Origin of the sequence: Sheuella amnicola, assembly GCF_010499255.1 — a bacterium.
Lineage (GTDB): Bacteria > Pseudomonadota > Gammaproteobacteria > Burkholderiales > Burkholderiaceae_B > Zwartia > Zwartia amnicola.
The window spans coordinates 252,168-267,773 of record NZ_JAAGRN010000001.1 but is presented as its reverse complement, the minus strand read 5'-3'; the positions used below and the strand labels follow the sequence as shown (position 1 = coordinate 267,773).

Here is a 15,606-nt window from a genome sequence, read left to right as displayed (position 1 = left end):
AAAAACAGATTCGAATCTTGTCCGAAAATCATGGAAAGCACTACCAACTTCGGTCATTATTGCATCATGACGAACAACTTACCTCAATTTTAGATGCCCAGGCGGGTGGTAAAGCACTATACGCCTCGAAACCCGCCTTTGCCTCAAATGGATTTGCAAGAATAGTTAAAAGGCGCTCGATTTCGGAATTGTCCCCTTCCTGGGCAAATTCAATCGCTTGTTGGGCAAGATGGTTCCTCAACACATATAGCGGATTGCTGGCAAGCATCGATTGGATGCGTTCGTGATTAGTGGGACTTCCCTGCTGCGCGATGCGACGGCGATATCGATCCAACCAGGCAGAGGCATCATCCCGATCGATGAACAGATCGACAAATGGCTGGATAGACGCATTCACCGTCCCGCCAAGATCATGCTCGATTTGTACGGCAGAAGCATCGGTCAACCCTGAAACATGAGCCAACTGTCTAAAGGTCAGAGTGAAGTCGGCACGATTTCGATGCATCAAACTCCACAAGTCATCAATCAGAACATGATCCCCATCCTGCCAGTCGGTCAAACCAAGTTTTGACATCATTTTTTTCTGCATCGAACTCAAAAAGAACGTCTCGAAGGAATCCAAAGCTTGGCGAAGTGCATCCGCATCCGGGACAATCAAATGCAGACTGTTCGCCAGTTGATAAAGATTCCAATGGGCTACGGCAGGTTGAGCGTGCCAGGCATACCGCCCTTGCGAATCAGTATGGTTACAAATATGACCCGCATCGAAAGCGTCCATAAAACCAAACGGGCCATAATCCAGCGTCAAACCCAGAATCGACATATTGTCTGTATTCATTACCCCGTGACAAAACCCGTTTGCTTGCCAATCAGCCATCAGGTTTGCGGTACGTTGAACCACAATTTCTAGCAATCGAACATATTGATACGCATCCGAATCCTTGTGCTTATCAAACGCCTTACATTCAGGATAAAAATGATCGATGACGTAATCCGCTAATAACCGCATTAAATCCGGTCGCTGTTTAGCAGCCCAGTGCTGAAAAGATCCGAAGCGGACGAAGCTGGGGGCCATGCGGGCAACGACTGCCGTAGTCTCCATGGTTTCTCGCATGACACGATCCGCAGAAGCCACGATGGATAATGCTCTTGTGGTCGGCACACCTAACCCGACCATGGCATGACTTGCCAGATACTCCCTAACGGAAGATCGCAACACTGCTCGACCATCGCCCATTCTGGAATATGGGGTTTGACCTGCGCCTTTTAGCTGTAACTCCCAAAGTCCATCAGGTCCCTTCAGGCCTCCGAGCAGATGGGCTCTGCCATCACCAAGTTGACCTGCCCAAACTCCAAATTGATGACCGCTGTAGACAGCAGCCAAAGTATCCCCTCCAGGCAGTGCCACATTTCCACTGACCACATTTAAAAATACCGATTCAGAAAAGGCGGCGGGCGATAAACCTATCAGACGCGCGCTTTCGCTGCTTGCGTGCAACAACCTTGGTTGACTCAACGGCGTGGTTGGAAGTCGCGTATAAAAGTCATCCGGCAACGATGCAAAGGTATTGGACTTGGGAATCTGATCAAAATGAAGGTACATATACACACTGTCGCAATCAATTTCTTTTGCCGGCAGCCAATTTTGCCGCCTTCTTTGAAGGTTGAGCATAAAAAATCGCGCTCAAGAAGAATGTGGTCGATAGTACGATCTCAATCCACGAAAGTTTTACGCTGAGAGAAGACGGGGATGACATGACTCTGACAACGCCTTCCATTAAATAGAGCAAAATCAGCATGGATGCCCACTGAACGGTATAAAGGCTACCGCGCGAGACGCCTTTGAACGCAAATGCCAGTGGAAGCGCCTTGAGAAACCAGAGCGTGCCACCTGGCTTAAGCGGATCCAGCCAGATTTCCCATGCAATACACAATGCGAAGAGAGCAATCAGGCTGAATAAAGCGCTGTAGTGCAAATAAGGATTCAAGACCGGTTGTTTCATAATCGTTCCGTATCGTACGAGCTGGTATTATCGCTTGCACATTAGGTGAATATCATGAATGTCCCCACTCCGAACTCCGACCAGGCGAATACGCATCGATCCGGCCAGACCCGCGGTTTGGGAATCATTCAATACCTATGGCATTGTGCTGTTGAGATCAATCTGCTTCAAATCGCGTCGAACCTGACGTTCAATACCGTTTTGGCGATTGTGCCGCTGCTCGCTGTGGTACTGGCCTTGTTTACAGCTTTCCCACACTTTCAAGAATTCAGGGATGCCCTGCAAGGCTTTATGACTCAAAGCCTCATGCCGGTAGACCTGTCCAATAATGTCATGGCGCATCTGAATGAGTTTGCAGCCCAGGCAACTAAATTAACGACCATCGGAGGCGCATTTCTGGTGGTCACAGTCATGCTGTTGATCATGACGATTGATAGCGCACTGGCAACAATCTGGCATATCCGCAAACATCGCACTTTTGCGAACCGCCTGATCGTCTATTGGTCTCTGATCAGCCTTGGCCCGATTTTGATGGGGGCTAGCTTATGGGCGACAGCCATTATTGCGCGCGAGTCACTCGGCTTGGTGAATCAAATGCCGATTTTGCTGGAAATCACCCTCAAAGTGCTTCCGGCTGTCATTATTGGATTCGGATTATCGACATTATTTGTCATCGTACCTAGTTGCAAAGTCAGGTATACCGATGCATTAGTAGGTGGATTCCTGAGCGCACTCATTCTGGAGTTCATGAAATTTGCGTTCGCCTACTACGTTTCAAGCTTTACTTCCTACGCAGTCATTTACGGAGCGTTCGCCGCCTTGCCTGTTTTTCTGATCTGGGTATATCTTTCATGGCTGGGAGTATTGGTTGGCGCAATCTTAACGGCCTCGATGCCTGCAATCAGGCATAACAGAATCAACACTCAAATCCCCCCGGGATCAAAGTTTTTCAATGCGATATTAATTTTGCAGCTATTGGCCGAATCGCGCGGATCCATGCCCCCCGGCAGATCGGAATCCGAATTGATTGAAGCGACATCGCTCAGACCACAGGATCTAGGCGAAGTTCTCGATGCCCTTTCAAACCTTGGCTGGATAGCATGCACCAACGAGTCAAATGCGTTACGCTGGATACTTGCGTGCGATATCGCCAGTGCAAGATTTGGCATGCTTGTAGACAAAATGGTCCTGAACCGAAAAGCCTTGAATCTTGAAAGTCATCCCGAACTGGAAAAAGCCTTGGGTGTTCTTTTTACGCGTAAAAATGACCCGTTGTTGCAGGATGTGCTATTGCATCATGACAAGGTGAGTGGTCAACCGATACAATCCGCTAAATAGGCAGCACTCCGGAGACACATCATGCTTAAAGTAAGTGAAATCTTGCGCGTCAAAGGCAATACACTTTACACCGCCACACCTGATATGCCCGTTGTGTATGCAATTCAAACCATGAGCCATCACGACATCGGCTCGCTTGTCATCATGGATCACGGCACTCTGGCCGGAATGCTCACGTTTCGTGAAATTCTTCGTCATATGGATAAAAACAAGGGCGAAGTCGGATCCACAACAATTAGAAGCATCATGGATGACGCCCCGGTAAGCGTTTCGCCCAACACTGATGCGGATGAAGTACAGCGCCTCATGCTTGAAAAGCACGCTCGGTATATTCCGGTCATGGATGGCCCGACACTAATGGGTGTGATATCGTTTTATGACATGGCACAGGCTATTGTTGCGGCGCAACAATTTGAAAACTCAATGCTCAAGGCCTATATCCGCGATTGGCCTGATGATCAAGGCTCCGAAGCTAAGCCGGCATAGGATCATTTACCAACCGCTTTCCATGCCTCTCTTATAAGTTCGCCGTTCGCGTGATTTAATGATTTCTGATCGGAGAGCATGCGTCTCCATACACGAGAGTTAGGTCGCCCATTAAAAAGGCCAAGATAGGTGCGCACAACTATTCTTAATGGCACGCCTAAAGAAACCTGATGCGTTGCATATTCAGCCAAAGAATCGATCAATTGACTCTCTGACAAAACAGCTAATTCGGGCCACCAGGCCTCAGAAATATGTTTCAGGATAATCGGATCGTGCCAAGGCGCACGACCCAGCATCACGCCATCATAACGATCAATCTGCTCGTCGCAGTCACGAAGGGTTTTAAGCCCACCGTTCAATACAATAACTGCTTCCGGAAAATCCCTCTTCAGTTGGGCAGCATCACCGTAGCGCAAAGGCGGTACTTCACGATTTTCTTTAGGATTAAGGCCTTTCAGCACAGCATTTCGCGCATGAACAATAAAGACTCTGCAACCCGTTTCATAGAGCTTGCCAACAAAATCGCGAACAAAACCATAGTCCTCCGAATAATCGAGGCCTAAGCGATGTTTAACCGTTACGGGAATCGATACAGCATCTTGCATAGCTTTGACACAATCAGCCACCAGATCGGATTCGGCCATCAAACATGCGCCAAAGGCTCCCTTTTGAACTCGCTCTGAAGGACAACCACAGTTAAGATTGATTTCGTCAAAACCCCACTTTTCTCCGAGTTTTGAGCAATAAGCCAGCGCTTGCGGTTCGCTACCGCCAAGTTGCAGGGCAACCGGATGTTCTTGCGGATTAAAGTCAAGGTGTCGCGCGATATCCCCATGATGCAACGCCCCGGTTGTAATCATTTCGGTGTAAAGCCGTGCATGAGGAGCAAGCAAACGATGAAAGTAACGACAATGTCTATCCGTTACATCGATCATAGGCGCAACGCATAGTTTCCAACCGTCGGAGAATTGTGTTTTGGTAACCGACAAAGAATGAATCCGATCGAGAAAATATATAAGGATTGAATGTGTGAATTGCGTATTTTACCTGCAGGTCTGAAACCATAACGGTGGTACGCCGGAGGGATGGGCTAATGTTCCTTGCTAAAATCAAAATCAACATTAAACAAATAGCTCGAACTAAAACCCTATGGCTGTTTTTACCTCCGTCAGTGAAGACGAAGCACGTGAATTCCTCAAGCTTTATGATGTCGGAGAGTTGCTATCTCTTCGCGGCATTTCCTCAGGCATCGAAAACACCAATTATTTTCTGACGACGACAAAAGCAGAATACGTTCTGACACTTTTCGAAGTGTTAACACAGGCTCAGTTACCCTTTTACATTGAGCTCATGCATCATTTGGCAGACCGGAATATTCCGGTTCCGCATCCCCAAACCAGAAAAGACGGCGCACGACTATCGACTCTAAACGGCAAGCCGGCAGCCATAGTCACTAAACTGCCCGGCAGTTACGAACCCAATCCGGGCATCAGGCATTGCGAATTAGCGGGAACAACCTTGGCTCGGGCACATCTGGCCGGCAATGATTTTCCGATCAAACAGCCCAATTTGCGCGGTTATGCCTGGTGGGAGCAAACAGCACCGATTGTCATGCCGTTTTTGGACATTGAAAAAAGGGATTTATTGCAAAAATCTTTGATCGAACAACGCAACATCGTACAAACGCGCGAGTGGGCATCCTTACCCGCAGGTCCATCCCATTGCGACCTGTTTCGCGACAATGTTTTGTTCGCCGGGTCCCATAACTTGCCTGAAATGGGTGGTTTGATTGATTTCTATTTTGCAGGCTGGGATAAATGGATTTTCGATGTGGCAGTATGCGTCAACGATTGGTGCATTGATCACAAACAAGGCAAATTAATACCGGAACTCGTCCAGGCCTGGGTATCGGCCTACGCACATATCCGGCCATTCACGGATGAAGAAATCAAGCTTTGGCCTGTCGTGCTTCGCGCAGCCGCTCTGCGTTTCTGGCTATCCAGGTTATACGATTTTCATTTACCTCGTCCTGCGCAAACATTAAAGGCGCATGATCCTAGTCACTTTGAACGTGTTTTAAAAGCACGCTACGCAGATCCGATTCCGGCACTGCATAAGGATTACTGATGCAAGCCGTATCGCACCCGATTAGTGCAGGTTTTTACTGGATTCGTGACGGTTGGAAACTATTCCGTGTCCAGCCTATTACTTTTTTATCATGGGGAATGTTTCTTAGTCTTGTCCTCAAAGCAGCAGCGGTCATTCCTCCAATCGGTCCGATTTTATTTGTCGTATTCTTACCGTCAATCAATCTGATGACAATCACGGCCTGCAAACAGGAAGCTTCTGGCAACAGAATGCAGCTTGGAATGTGGCTTGCTCCATTGCGTGTCAAGGGAGTACTCGGCCGAATGATTCGTATGGGTGTGCTTTATTTCACCATCTGTCTCATTGTCGGTGCGGTGTCTCTGCTGCCTTTCATGGATTCCCTATCCCAAGCTGTCGATGCAGCCATGGAATCAAAGGACATTCTGCCGCTGCTTTCCGCTATTCGTGCCCCCCTAATACTTTTCGCAAGTTTATATGCCATTATTGCCAGCCTGTTCTGGTATGCACCCGTATTGTCGGGTTGGTATGACACTTCACTGATTCAATCCCTTTTTTATAGCTGGATAGCGTGCTGGCGCAACAAAGGCGCCTTCGTAATATATGGCTTACTCTGGTTAGGGATTTTTTTTGGAATTGATCTTTTAGCCGGATTAATGATTTCGGCAGGCATAAGTGAATCAATCGCACTGACGCTTCAAATGCCACTAAATATTGTTGGAGTAAGCGTACTTTATTGCAGTTTTTATCCGAATTTTGTTTCGGTATTCTCACAATCCGATCACCCGGCTGCTTGAGAATATTCCTGCATCACTCCCTCTATTGCTTTGATCTGTAGAATTAATTCGATAGCTGAAACGCTGCGCATTTCCAAAACCGAGAACGCCTTTAAGCAAATCGCGACTCGATTCGGTTTCAAGCATGGCAGACTTTTAATGATTCGCATGTTTTTATCCAAAAAATGAACAGCGATCGGATAAGGCATGCCAAATGTATGCACAGAATGGCAGGGCCTGAGCCACAATGCTTGATGGTGGTGTAATGGCTCCGATCCAAGCAAACCACGAAGTCGCGATAACCATGTATCCGCAATCTTGATTTCAAAGTACTCGAAGTCGATGAAATGTGGCTTAGGCGTTTGCATTTAGCTTAATCCAAGCGCTTGGGCAACCACCGGAAACCCAAGAATCAAAAATGTACACGGAAATATGCAAAATGCCAAAGGGAACAACATTTTTACGGGTGCCTGAAAAGCGAGTTTCTCAGCTCTCAATAGCCGCATCGTGCGTAACTGTTTTCCGTATTCGAGCACAGTTCTAGTGAGGCTTAAGCCCATGGACTCCCCTTGAATCAATGCGGCGACAAATTGTCTGACTACGGATATATCGATTCGATCACTCAGTTGTCTAAGTGCATGGGCACGACTAAACCCTGAGCGCACATCGAAAATGTACTTGCTCCATTCTCTTTTAAGTGGACCGTCATCCAGATGATTGAGCGTCAATTGCAAAGAGGACTGCAGGCTCATCCCTGCATTCAATCCCAATGACAACATGTCCATAAAAAACGGCAATGTCCGGAGAATTTCCTCTTGTCGTTTTTTTCCTTTTGAATTCAAAGAGACTCCGGGGATTAAAAATCCGGATATCCCGCTGAAAATTAACCATCCAAGATGGGAGAATGCAAAAATATTCATTTCCAATAAGTTAGTAAGGATGAATGTTGCAGACAATATAAAAATCAGACTTGACATCATCTGAATAAAGAAGAAATGTTGATGCTCCAAACTATTCACACCAGCTTGAGCAAGAGTACGGGATAAGCGTGTCCGGTGTGTCCAAGTCATCAATGGAAGACAAATCATGCCGCCACGTTCGAGTATCGGATTCAATCGCCTTGAATTGGACAACTGCAACAATGAGTCTTCAACCGATAACCCGTCAACTTGGTCGACCTCAGCAAAACGAAATAGTTGACCGACAAGATTAAAAAAAATCAAGAGCAGCACTGCCAGACACAAAGCCAGACATATAAGTGCGATGATCAGCATCAAATCACGGTCTGATTTTCAAGATGCGGCTTAGAAAAAAAATGCCACAAGATTCCAGTAAAAACACAATTAACAAAACAATCCTTCCCGGAATCGTTTCAAACAGCAAACGAGAGGATCCTGGATCTATCTGGCTCAGAACCGCAAGCAACAACATAGGCAAAGCTCCTACTACCCATGCTTGCATCTTTCCTTGCGAGGTCAAAACATCGATCTTCATGCAGATATGTAATCGTTCACGAAGCGTTTCTGATAATTTTTCGAGAAGATCCGCAAGTGAGCCTCCTGATGAACTAGCTACATTCATCAATGTAGTTGTCATTCTCACTCCCTCGAGCGGCATACGATCGTATAAATTATTCAATGCCTTCATCAAGGGAATCCCGACTCTTTGCTCACGCAACACAAGGGCAAACTCTTGTGAAAGCGGAGCCTCAATGTCTTGAATCAGATTGCCAAGCGCTAATCCCAAACTCGCCCCCGATCTTAACGAACTACTCAAAGCAAGTAACGCATCAGGTAACTGTGTTTCAAATTTCGCGATCCTCCTGCGGATCGCCCTTGCAATCAACCATCGCGGAAGAATAAGAATCATCAAACCAACGATTAAAACAAACACGATGTTCGATGTCATGAACCACACCATGACAGATCCGGATATCGAAATACATATCAGTAAGGGCCATAGTTTTGCGATGTCAACAAAGACGAACATGTCACGCAAGTCTTCCTGAGTTTCATCGGTTAAGTACGCGCGGTAACGTCCCAAGGATTGTATGAATAACTGCTGCCCCAGCCAGAAAGCAATCGTCATCGAAATCGCGGCCAAAAAAAGAGCAACATAGATCAACGCTGCACCATCCATTCATTATGGTTTGCTTTCAAAGCAAAGGGCTGCTCAGCGTCGATGAATGAGGGCGTAATTCCACTAAACTTAAACTCATTCAAAACGCGATCGTATTTCATCAAAGAATGCATTTGTATTACTCCGGTATCGATACCGGTCAATTCAACAATTTCACTCACCAAGCGGCGCCCACAGGAAAGTCTTGTTTGCTGAATGACAATTTGTACAGCCGAAGCGATTTGCTCGCGAATCGCAGCAAGCGGAAGTCCAAGATTAGCCATTAAGACCATAGTCTCGAGTCTTGCAATGGCATCTCTAGGGGTATTCGCATGAAGCGTCGTCATCGACCCTTCATGACCGGTATTCATTGCGATCAGCATATCAAGTGCTTCAGCTCCCCTGCACTCCCCGACAACGATTCGATCCGGGCGCATTCGCAATGCATTTTTAACAAGATCACGTATGGAAACTCTACCTTGACCTTCGATATTTTCAGGGCGGGCCTCAAGCGAAAGAACATGTTGATGATTGATTTGTAACTCAGCCGAATCCTCAATCGTGATGATTCGCTGTCCTTCTGGTATCAAACCACCCAATATATTCAGAAGAGTTGTTTTACCGGAACCTGTTCCACCGGCGACAAGCATATTCAATCTGCTCTGAACGCACAGGCCAAGCAGGTCGGCTGACTTTTTATCCAGCGACTGATTTGAAATTAACTGATCGATCGTCAATCGGTGAAGAGGAAATTTTCTGATTGTTAAAAAAGGACCAGTTCGTGAAATGGGTGAAATCACTGCATTGACACGCGATCCGTCTTTGAGCCTTGCATCCACCATGGGTGATGCTTCATCAATTCGTCTGCCCATTCCGAAAACAATTCTATCTATCACACTACGCAAGGCTTCTTCACAACTGAACCCAATTGGATATAAGGATAATTTTCCTTTCGACTCTATGAAAATTTCATCAAACCGATTCACCATAATTTCAGAAATGCTTGAATCCTTAAGAAGGATTTCCAAAACACCAAGACCGATCGCCTCATCGACGATTAACTGAAGTAAGCGATTTTTTTCATCCTCTGGCTCAATTCCCGGATAATTATTCAAGAGCGCGGATACACATGACTCAGCTTCAACGCGAAGCGCATGGTCGGACAGCGAAGAAACATCGCATCTTCTGAGATCAAACGCCTTGATCAACGATAAGCGGATATCTTGCCAAACATGTGCATACTTTCTACTCAACCCCATCGAATCGGAAACAATTGGCTTCTCAGCCATTTCAGCCGTTTGAAGCAAATCAATCGTCTGATGGCTTGTTATCGATGTCTCTGCGCACTTTAATGAAGTCACACCGGGCAATCGCACTTGTATGAGGCACGGACCGATTAAGACCTCATCTGATTGTTTAATAGGACCATGTCGGGAAATACGCCGTCCATTAACCCTAGTTCCGGATAATGATCCCAAATCTTCCAGATATATTCCATCGACAGCCTGTATCAGTTGAGCATGTCGTCGAGCTACCCGCCAATGCGGCACTTTCAACACACAATCATCATTGCGACCGATTAAAATCGGTGCATGATGCTCGAAATTTTCGTGACGTCCGTCTTCGTATTTAAGCGACAATTTGATCAAATTCATTCCTCCCATTGATCAAATGATTCATTCATTGATTTACCAGACAGAGGTCCGGGTAAATCATTCGTTATTCGAACCGCATCCTGGAAAGTATCCTTGAGTATCGCTTTGCCTTGATGCACTTTTGTTGACATGTAGGGATCGTCGGCATCCACAATGACCGGAGTCACAAAAATTGCAAGCTCGGTTTTCCTTGTCTGCTCGCGTTCGACTCCAAATAAACGACCAAGTATCGGAACATCCGACACCCCAGCGATACCATCCCGATCAACCGTGCGTTCCCGGGATAAAAAACCACCTATAACTATCGTCTGACCGGACCTGACGTTGAATTCTGTCGATGCCCGACGAATCTTCAACGCCGGCCCGCCTGGCACCGCTATTGTTGCGTCAACAGAACTCACTTCAATTTCAACTTTTGAGCGTATCGCACCCATACGATCTGCATGAGGGGTAATATTGAGAGACACACCATATTTTTTAAAAACAGTTGTGGATCGTCCATCTTTATCGACTGCAGCGTAAGGAACTTCACCGCCAGCCAAAAATGAAGCAGTCGAACCGTTACGCGCAAGTAATTGAGGTTGTGCCAAAATGACAGCCTCACCGCTTTTTGCCAATGCCGATACCCGCGCAAACAGCACCGCATTCAACCCCAGCGTTCCTGCTACACGTTTTGCAGTCTTGGCAACATCCATACCGGATTCGTCTGCCCGCTTGGCCGTCTCGTATGTGCCAGACTCCCATGCAACTCCAGTCTGCATCCCGCTAGTTGATGATGCATCCCATCGCACCCCAAGCTCTTGCATTCTCGTGGAGGGCAGTTCAATTACCTGCACATCAAGCATGACCATGCGATCCCATCCCTGATGATTCGTAAAATCAACGAGTTCAGGATACAAGTTAGACAAATTAGCAATCTTGTTACGATCCGAATCTGAAAGGTCCTCGCCTTGTATGACAATCCTGTCGCCTGCAACCACTGCCCGTGCATTTGGAATGCTTTTGAGAAGTAGATTCAGCTCGTCATATACACGTTTTAGACCTTCCGGACTGACAGCCACACGATAAGATTGGCGCTTGCCGTTTGCTAGCCAAATTTCAAGAGTGGTTGCGCCTTTCCCCTTTCCAAAAATAAGAACCTCTTTGCCATGAATGACAGTGGCCTGAACAATATTTCCATTGCCAACTGCAATTCGTTTTATGGATGGGGTTTGAATCACTGTCGATGATCCTGCCTCAATCTCAAGACGAATGGATTCCTTGGCATGCGTTTCACCATTCATTATCAACAGATATAACAAAACAAATCTTGCGAAATTCGATTTCAATATCGACTCGCGGAAGTCATGGCTGCCTGAATGGCCGGATCGGTTCCATCCTCTTGGAATTGAACCTGAGCTTCAGGGCGATCTCCATAGATAATCTGAATGTTTTCTTGTTGTACAGGCTCCAAACCGAGAAGTTTTGCAAGGTGTCCGCTAAGATGATTTGATCCGGGCTGAACCGAATCAGGCCTTATAGGCTGGCTCAATACTGCAGTAATCGTGCCTGACTGGCGAGCTGCAACCAACTTAACCGCCTGATCCGCTGTAGTGGCCAAGGTAACCGTCTCATAAAACGGCTGATCTTCCTTGTGCGTAACGATTCCACTAGTGTCCTGTCCAGTTGCGATGACCTCGATTGCGGTTAACAACGGGGAGGTGATGCGCTGGCCCAAATGATCAAATGTGACTAAAAGATCTATTCGATCGGTTGGTTTGAGAAGGCCGGACATAGAATTGATCTGATCCACAGGAATTGTGACTGCGCGCATGCCCGAATCAAGCTTGGCTACAAGATGATCCGAGGCCCTGTGAGCAACCAGATCCGAAAGTACCAGTTGCCCCTCCTGCACATCGTGAATCAACACTTTTCCGATCAAAATATCCACATCAGCCGGATCTACGGAAGAAAAACCACTCAAAGGATCATTGAATTCCCTAACTGCCAGGTTATCTAGCGTGAGAATCGAGCCTTTAGTGAGGTTTTTTGATGCAACGATTCGAGAAATGATCGGCAAACGTGACCTGTTTTCGATTTCATTGGCTTGATCTGTTAAGTAATTATTGATAGTCCAAGCCGAAAACCCGCCAAATATCAGCGCAACCGAAACAAGTATCCAATTTGAATTTAATTTATTTAAACGCATCAATAAGTTCTCATGATCAGTAAATTGGCGTAGATGGAATCCGGTAGTATGAAAATATTCAGCCGCTGCTGATCCAACACGGCTTCAATCGAGCTCCATGCATTCTGATAGGGAGATGTTGCATAGCGTTTTGAAATGACCCAACTACGGGAGTCAAGTTTTTCAGTAATGAATTTTGAAAGTTGCGATGCCGAAAGAATAGTTTGATACGCATGAATTTCAACCGAATTCGAACCAATGGATTGATCCTTGAACTTGAAAGAAACCTTTGAATCCTTCGGGATCAGAGTTGCAATGAAGTTGTCATCCGACGCTTGGAATTGAACGGAGGCAACTTGTTCTGAATTCAATTGAATTTCTGAATATGTTCCTTCGACAAGTTGATCCGATAACGATTTCAGTTCAATCAGATGAGAAATATTGTTTTCGATCCAACCAAATTGCAACACTCCATGCTTGGACGACAGAAGTGCGCCCTGTGGCACATCCATTGCCAAACGCTTAGTCAAATCCTCCAACGTCAAAGAGCTTTGAACCAATTGGATTCTCACGGGTAAACCTTGCCAAGAAACATTTTGAATGTATTGAATGACCTGAAAGTAGTCTGGCATGCTGAAATTTTGATTCACAAATGGCTTCGATCCGAATGACGGAAAAATAACAGCGATAGACAACATCATCGCGATTAATATCTTCATTTTCGAATCCGATTCAATTTCGATTCAGGCACTGAGCCTGACCAGCGGCTAAACCAGTCCGCATCGAGACTCGACCGACTCCATGGTTTATCCACTACAGCGGTCGTCATACCGATAGACTTGGTAATGGGGCGAGAAACAGAATAGGCTTGTTTCCAGATCAAATTTGATCTTGATATTTTCTGATAAACATTTCGATCCGAACTTGCATGCCCAGCGCCTGAATCAATGTATGTGAATCGATTGAACCTGATGGATTGGCCTTGATCGATATTTATGAAGGAGCCACTTTGTTTCACTTTCACTCGATCATGATTCATGCCTAACTCCTTGGAAATGACTTGCAGACGAATCGAAGGTGAGGAAACTTCGGCTGTAGAAGTTTGCAGATTTGATAATCCGCGCAGCTCAACCAACTGTTGAATTCGAGGTTGAGTTTGACGATCGCCCTTTGCGAATACAAATGCCTTATGTGTCGTATTCGCAAGCATTTGAATAGATTTCTCCTGCCAAATTCCCGTAGTGAGTGTGACGGCAATCATCAAAACCATGACCGTCAAAGTCAGCAATCCTTCCGCCACGGATTATTCCTCGTTCGTTAATCGTGCTTGCCAATATGGGTTGAATAAATTGGGTAACTCATCGTATCCATCTGGTCTTGTTTCAGGTCGCGCGTAATATGTTTCGGCAACACTGATCGCTTTTATCTCCTTGATCGGATATTTGGATCTTAAGAATTCGGCGTTTTGTTTGACTTCAATTCCAAACTTGATAGGTTTGGAAAAATCTCCCGTCATCGAGGCAAAATGTCTCGACCCCCTACTCTTCCAGCGAATCGTGTCCATGTACGCCCAGCCTTTTGCCAGGTAATTATTCGAGCCGGAAAAAATATTCCAGTTGGTGATTCCGCTAGAACTCACCCAGCGCCAGAACGGTTGTTGAGAAAAATTTCTGGGATGATGAATGCTTTCATCTGGATACATATCTTCGCGCTTGCCTGCTGTCAGTCGAGCCCAGCCCATCGGATATTCGCGGTGATAACAGCCAATGAGCTTATTGAATCTGATAGCATGGTAAGAAAGTGAATCGTTCGATTCCCAGTCACCATTTGCGTTATATGACACCGATCCGCGGCGTCTTAATTCGTTTTGACGGTGAGGACAACGAATGTTGATCGCCCAGTAGCTTCTGTGAATGAAATCACGCTCACTCAAATAACGATATGGCTCGAACGACTGTTTCAGCATGCTCTGCCAATCATTGTTCTTAGTCGTGAATGCCTTGACCCGTTGACCAAGATCATCTCGCGTGGTCCGAACCAAGATCCCCAGACTGGACAGAGATGTTCCTTTCATCGATGAGCCGTTATCTCCGATGTTGCTCAATAAAATACTTTCGAGGCTACTTTTTCTCATCACTTCAATATGTTTGATTTGATCGAGTCTAGACCTTTCGATGAATTGTCTGACCGTGTCATCATGCCGTTGAAAAGCGGTTTCCAATAGTTTCAATCCGGGCTCGGCTGTTGGCCCACCAACTTGTGACGCCTTATAGGCCATGCCGTATTGAGGTCCAAACAACGCACTGATTAGCAGTGCGGGCGGATTGCGTTGCATGGATCGGTTTGCTTGTGTTGCCCTGAATTTCTCGGCTGATGCCAACACCACCAAATGTTTCATTGCAACCAGATGCGCGATCTGAGCTCTATTCAGGTATGCGTGAAAGTTCAAAGCGCGAGCTTGCACCAATGCTGCGCTGTAAGCAGAGGCATCTGCCGCTCTTTTCAATGAATACTTGTCATGGACAAGTTGGCCGATATTCCAACTTGTCATCAGCGCAATCACACATGCACCAAGCAAGACCAATCCAAGTAAAAGTGCTTGCCCAGTCTGCGCCTGCGGATTAACGGGCAGCCGCATTGCCTGTAAAGGACTTAAGCGATTTATTCGTGGTTTCTTTAGCAGCTCCGTCTGAAGCCTTTTTTGCGTTACGGGCTTGAGCGGTTCCGTCTTCTCCCGCAAGCTCTTTTGCCATAGCTGCAGTCTGTGAACGCAAAACTTGACCGAAGAACTGATACACCGCAATCGCTGCAACCGAGACCAATGCAACGATAATGATGTATTCGGTCATGCCCTGTCCTAATTGTCTGGTGCGTGCCGAAATCTGTCGAAGCGGTGTATTAATGCATGTGCGTGTAAACATCTTGATCCCCTAAAAAGGGAGCAAGTATGAAAGTCA

17 protein-coding genes are annotated in these 15,606 nt (G+C 46.3%); 4 read left to right on the top strand and 13 right to left on the bottom strand.

Annotated features, from left to right (window positions below; translation table 11 throughout):
• Positions 1-64: 64 nt before the first annotated feature.
• Together G3I67_RS01295 and G3I67_RS01290 are read right to left on the bottom strand one after the other, a co-directional pair.
• Positions 65-1,603, bottom strand: coding sequence for a protein adenylyltransferase SelO (locus G3I67_RS01295; protein ID WP_163651153.1), 1,539 nt, complete (start codon positions 1,601-1,603; stop codon positions 65-67).
• Positions 1,604-1,619: 16 nt separating this feature from the next.
• A complete protein-coding gene (locus G3I67_RS01290) occupies positions 1,620-2,003 on the bottom strand; it encodes a DUF2069 domain-containing protein (RefSeq protein ID WP_163651152.1) in 384 nt (127 codons plus the stop codon).
• 54 nt (positions 2,004-2,057) lie between these two features.
• Between G3I67_RS01290 and G3I67_RS01285 the strand changes: the two genes are divergently transcribed.
• Positions 2,058-3,341 carry a YihY family inner membrane protein gene (locus G3I67_RS01285; protein ID WP_163651151.1) on the top strand — a complete coding sequence of 428 codons (1,284 nt, stop codon included), beginning with the start codon at positions 2,058-2,060 and terminating at the stop codon, positions 3,339-3,341.
• 21 nt (positions 3,342-3,362) lie between these two features.
• Positions 3,363-3,827 carry a CBS domain-containing protein gene (locus G3I67_RS01280; RefSeq protein ID WP_163651150.1) on the top strand — a complete coding sequence of 155 codons (465 nt, stop codon included), beginning with the start codon at positions 3,363-3,365 and terminating at the stop codon, positions 3,825-3,827.
• A gap of 2 nt (positions 3,828-3,829) precedes the next feature.
• On the opposite strand, the gene dusA is transcribed toward G3I67_RS01280, so the two are convergent.
• Complete coding sequence (dusA, locus tag G3I67_RS01275) at positions 3,830-4,762, bottom strand: tRNA dihydrouridine(20/20a) synthase DusA (RefSeq protein WP_163651424.1); 933 nt, start codon at positions 4,760-4,762, stop codon at positions 3,830-3,832.
• Positions 4,763-4,976: 214 nt separating this feature from the next.
• Here dusA and G3I67_RS01270 point away from each other — a divergent pair, with 214 nt between their 5' ends.
• Positions 4,977-5,954, top strand: coding sequence for a homoserine kinase (locus G3I67_RS01270; protein ID WP_163651149.1), 978 nt, complete (start codon positions 4,977-4,979; stop codon positions 5,952-5,954).
• Positions 5,954-6,730, top strand: a complete 777-nt coding sequence (locus G3I67_RS01265) for a BPSS1780 family membrane protein (protein WP_163651148.1) — start codon at positions 5,954-5,956, stop codon at positions 6,728-6,730. The genes G3I67_RS01270 and G3I67_RS01265 overlap by 1 nt, the downstream gene beginning before the upstream one ends.
• Here G3I67_RS01265 and G3I67_RS01260 read toward each other — a convergent pair.
• Genes G3I67_RS01260 through G3I67_RS01215 form a run of 10 tightly spaced genes read right to left on the bottom strand, consistent with a single transcriptional unit; the run spans position 6,715 to position 15,531 of the window.
• Positions 6,715-7,077: a DUF192 domain-containing protein gene (locus G3I67_RS01260; protein ID WP_163651147.1), complete on the bottom strand. Its 363-nt coding sequence runs from the start codon at positions 7,075-7,077 to the stop codon at positions 6,715-6,717. The two genes, G3I67_RS01265 and G3I67_RS01260, sit on opposite strands and share 16 nt — an antisense overlap.
• Positions 7,078-7,983, bottom strand: a complete 906-nt coding sequence (locus G3I67_RS01255) for a type II secretion system F family protein (protein WP_163651146.1) — start codon at positions 7,981-7,983, stop codon at positions 7,078-7,080. It abuts the gene before it with no gap.
• A 4-nt stretch (positions 7,984-7,987) separates the two neighbouring features.
• Positions 7,988-8,848, bottom strand: a complete 861-nt coding sequence (locus G3I67_RS01250; protein ID WP_163651145.1) for a type II secretion system F family protein — start codon at positions 8,846-8,848, stop codon at positions 7,988-7,990.
• Positions 8,830-10,482: a TadA family conjugal transfer-associated ATPase gene (locus tag G3I67_RS01245; protein ID WP_163651144.1), complete on the bottom strand. Its 1,653-nt coding sequence runs from the start codon at positions 10,480-10,482 to the stop codon at positions 8,830-8,832. The genes G3I67_RS01250 and G3I67_RS01245 overlap by 19 nt, the downstream gene beginning before the upstream one ends.
• Complete coding sequence (locus tag G3I67_RS01240; protein ID WP_163651143.1) at positions 10,479-11,765, bottom strand: type II and III secretion system protein family protein; 1,287 nt, start codon at positions 11,763-11,765, stop codon at positions 10,479-10,481. Before G3I67_RS01240 ends, G3I67_RS01245 begins: the two co-directional genes overlap by 4 nt.
• Before the next feature lie 41 nt (positions 11,766-11,806).
• A complete protein-coding gene (gene cpaB / locus G3I67_RS01235; protein WP_163651142.1) occupies positions 11,807-12,670 on the bottom strand; it encodes a Flp pilus assembly protein CpaB in 864 nt (287 codons plus the stop codon).
• Positions 12,670-13,368: a hypothetical protein gene (locus G3I67_RS01230; protein ID WP_163651141.1), complete on the bottom strand. Its 699-nt coding sequence runs from the start codon at positions 13,366-13,368 to the stop codon at positions 12,670-12,672. Before G3I67_RS01230 ends, cpaB begins: the two co-directional genes overlap by 1 nt.
• Positions 13,365-13,949: a hypothetical protein gene (locus G3I67_RS01225; RefSeq protein ID WP_163651140.1), complete on the bottom strand. Its 585-nt coding sequence runs from the start codon at positions 13,947-13,949 to the stop codon at positions 13,365-13,367. The genes G3I67_RS01230 and G3I67_RS01225 overlap by 4 nt, the downstream gene beginning before the upstream one ends.
• Before the next feature lie 3 nt (positions 13,950-13,952).
• Entirely contained in the window at positions 13,953-15,287 is a 1,335-nt protein-coding gene (locus G3I67_RS01220; protein ID WP_163651139.1) for a hypothetical protein, read from the bottom strand.
• Positions 15,271-15,531: a Flp family type IVb pilin gene (locus G3I67_RS01215; RefSeq protein ID WP_311197032.1), complete on the bottom strand. Its 261-nt coding sequence runs from the start codon at positions 15,529-15,531 to the stop codon at positions 15,271-15,273. The genes G3I67_RS01220 and G3I67_RS01215 overlap by 17 nt, the downstream gene beginning before the upstream one ends.
• Positions 15,532-15,606: the final 75 nt, after the last annotated feature.

Excerpts from the sequence above, each read along its gene's own strand:
- G3I67_RS01295 (WP_163651153.1), bottom strand. The coding sequence starts at position 1,603 with ATGTACCTTCATTTTGATCAGATTCCCAAGTCCAATACCTTTGCATCG.
- G3I67_RS01265 (WP_163651148.1), top strand. The coding sequence starts at position 5,954 with ATGCAAGCCGTATCGCACCCGATTAGTGCAGGTTTTTACTGGATTCGT.
- G3I67_RS01260 (WP_163651147.1), bottom strand. The coding sequence starts at position 7,077 with ATGCAAACGCCTAAGCCACATTTCATCGACTTCGAGTACTTTGAAATC.
- G3I67_RS01230 (WP_163651141.1), bottom strand. The coding sequence starts at position 13,368 with ATGAAGATATTAATCGCGATGATGTTGTCTATCGCTGTTATTTTTCCG.
- G3I67_RS01280 (WP_163651150.1), top strand. The coding sequence starts at position 3,363 with ATGCTTAAAGTAAGTGAAATCTTGCGCGTCAAAGGCAATACACTTTAC.
- cpaB (WP_163651142.1), bottom strand. The coding sequence starts at position 12,670 with ATGCGTTTAAATAAATTAAATTCAAATTGGATACTTGTTTCGGTTGCG.
- G3I67_RS01255 (WP_163651146.1), bottom strand. The coding sequence starts at position 7,983 with ATGCTGATCATCGCACTTATATGTCTGGCTTTGTGTCTGGCAGTGCTG.
- dusA (WP_163651424.1), bottom strand. The coding sequence starts at position 4,762 with ATGATCGATGTAACGGATAGACATTGTCGTTACTTTCATCGTTTGCTT.
- G3I67_RS01240 (WP_163651143.1), bottom strand. The coding sequence starts at position 11,765 with ATGAATGGTGAAACGCATGCCAAGGAATCCATTCGTCTTGAGATTGAG.
- G3I67_RS01290 (WP_163651152.1), bottom strand. The coding sequence starts at position 2,003 with ATGAAACAACCGGTCTTGAATCCTTATTTGCACTACAGCGCTTTATTC.
- G3I67_RS01245 (WP_163651144.1), bottom strand. The coding sequence starts at position 10,482 with ATGAATTTGATCAAATTGTCGCTTAAATACGAAGACGGACGTCACGAA.
- G3I67_RS01270 (WP_163651149.1), top strand. The coding sequence starts at position 4,977 with ATGGCTGTTTTTACCTCCGTCAGTGAAGACGAAGCACGTGAATTCCTC.
- G3I67_RS01285 (WP_163651151.1), top strand. The coding sequence starts at position 2,058 with ATGAATGTCCCCACTCCGAACTCCGACCAGGCGAATACGCATCGATCC.
- G3I67_RS01250 (WP_163651145.1), bottom strand. The coding sequence starts at position 8,848 with ATGGATGGTGCAGCGTTGATCTATGTTGCTCTTTTTTTGGCCGCGATT.
- G3I67_RS01220 (WP_163651139.1), bottom strand. The coding sequence starts at position 15,287 with ATGCGGCTGCCCGTTAATCCGCAGGCGCAGACTGGGCAAGCACTTTTA.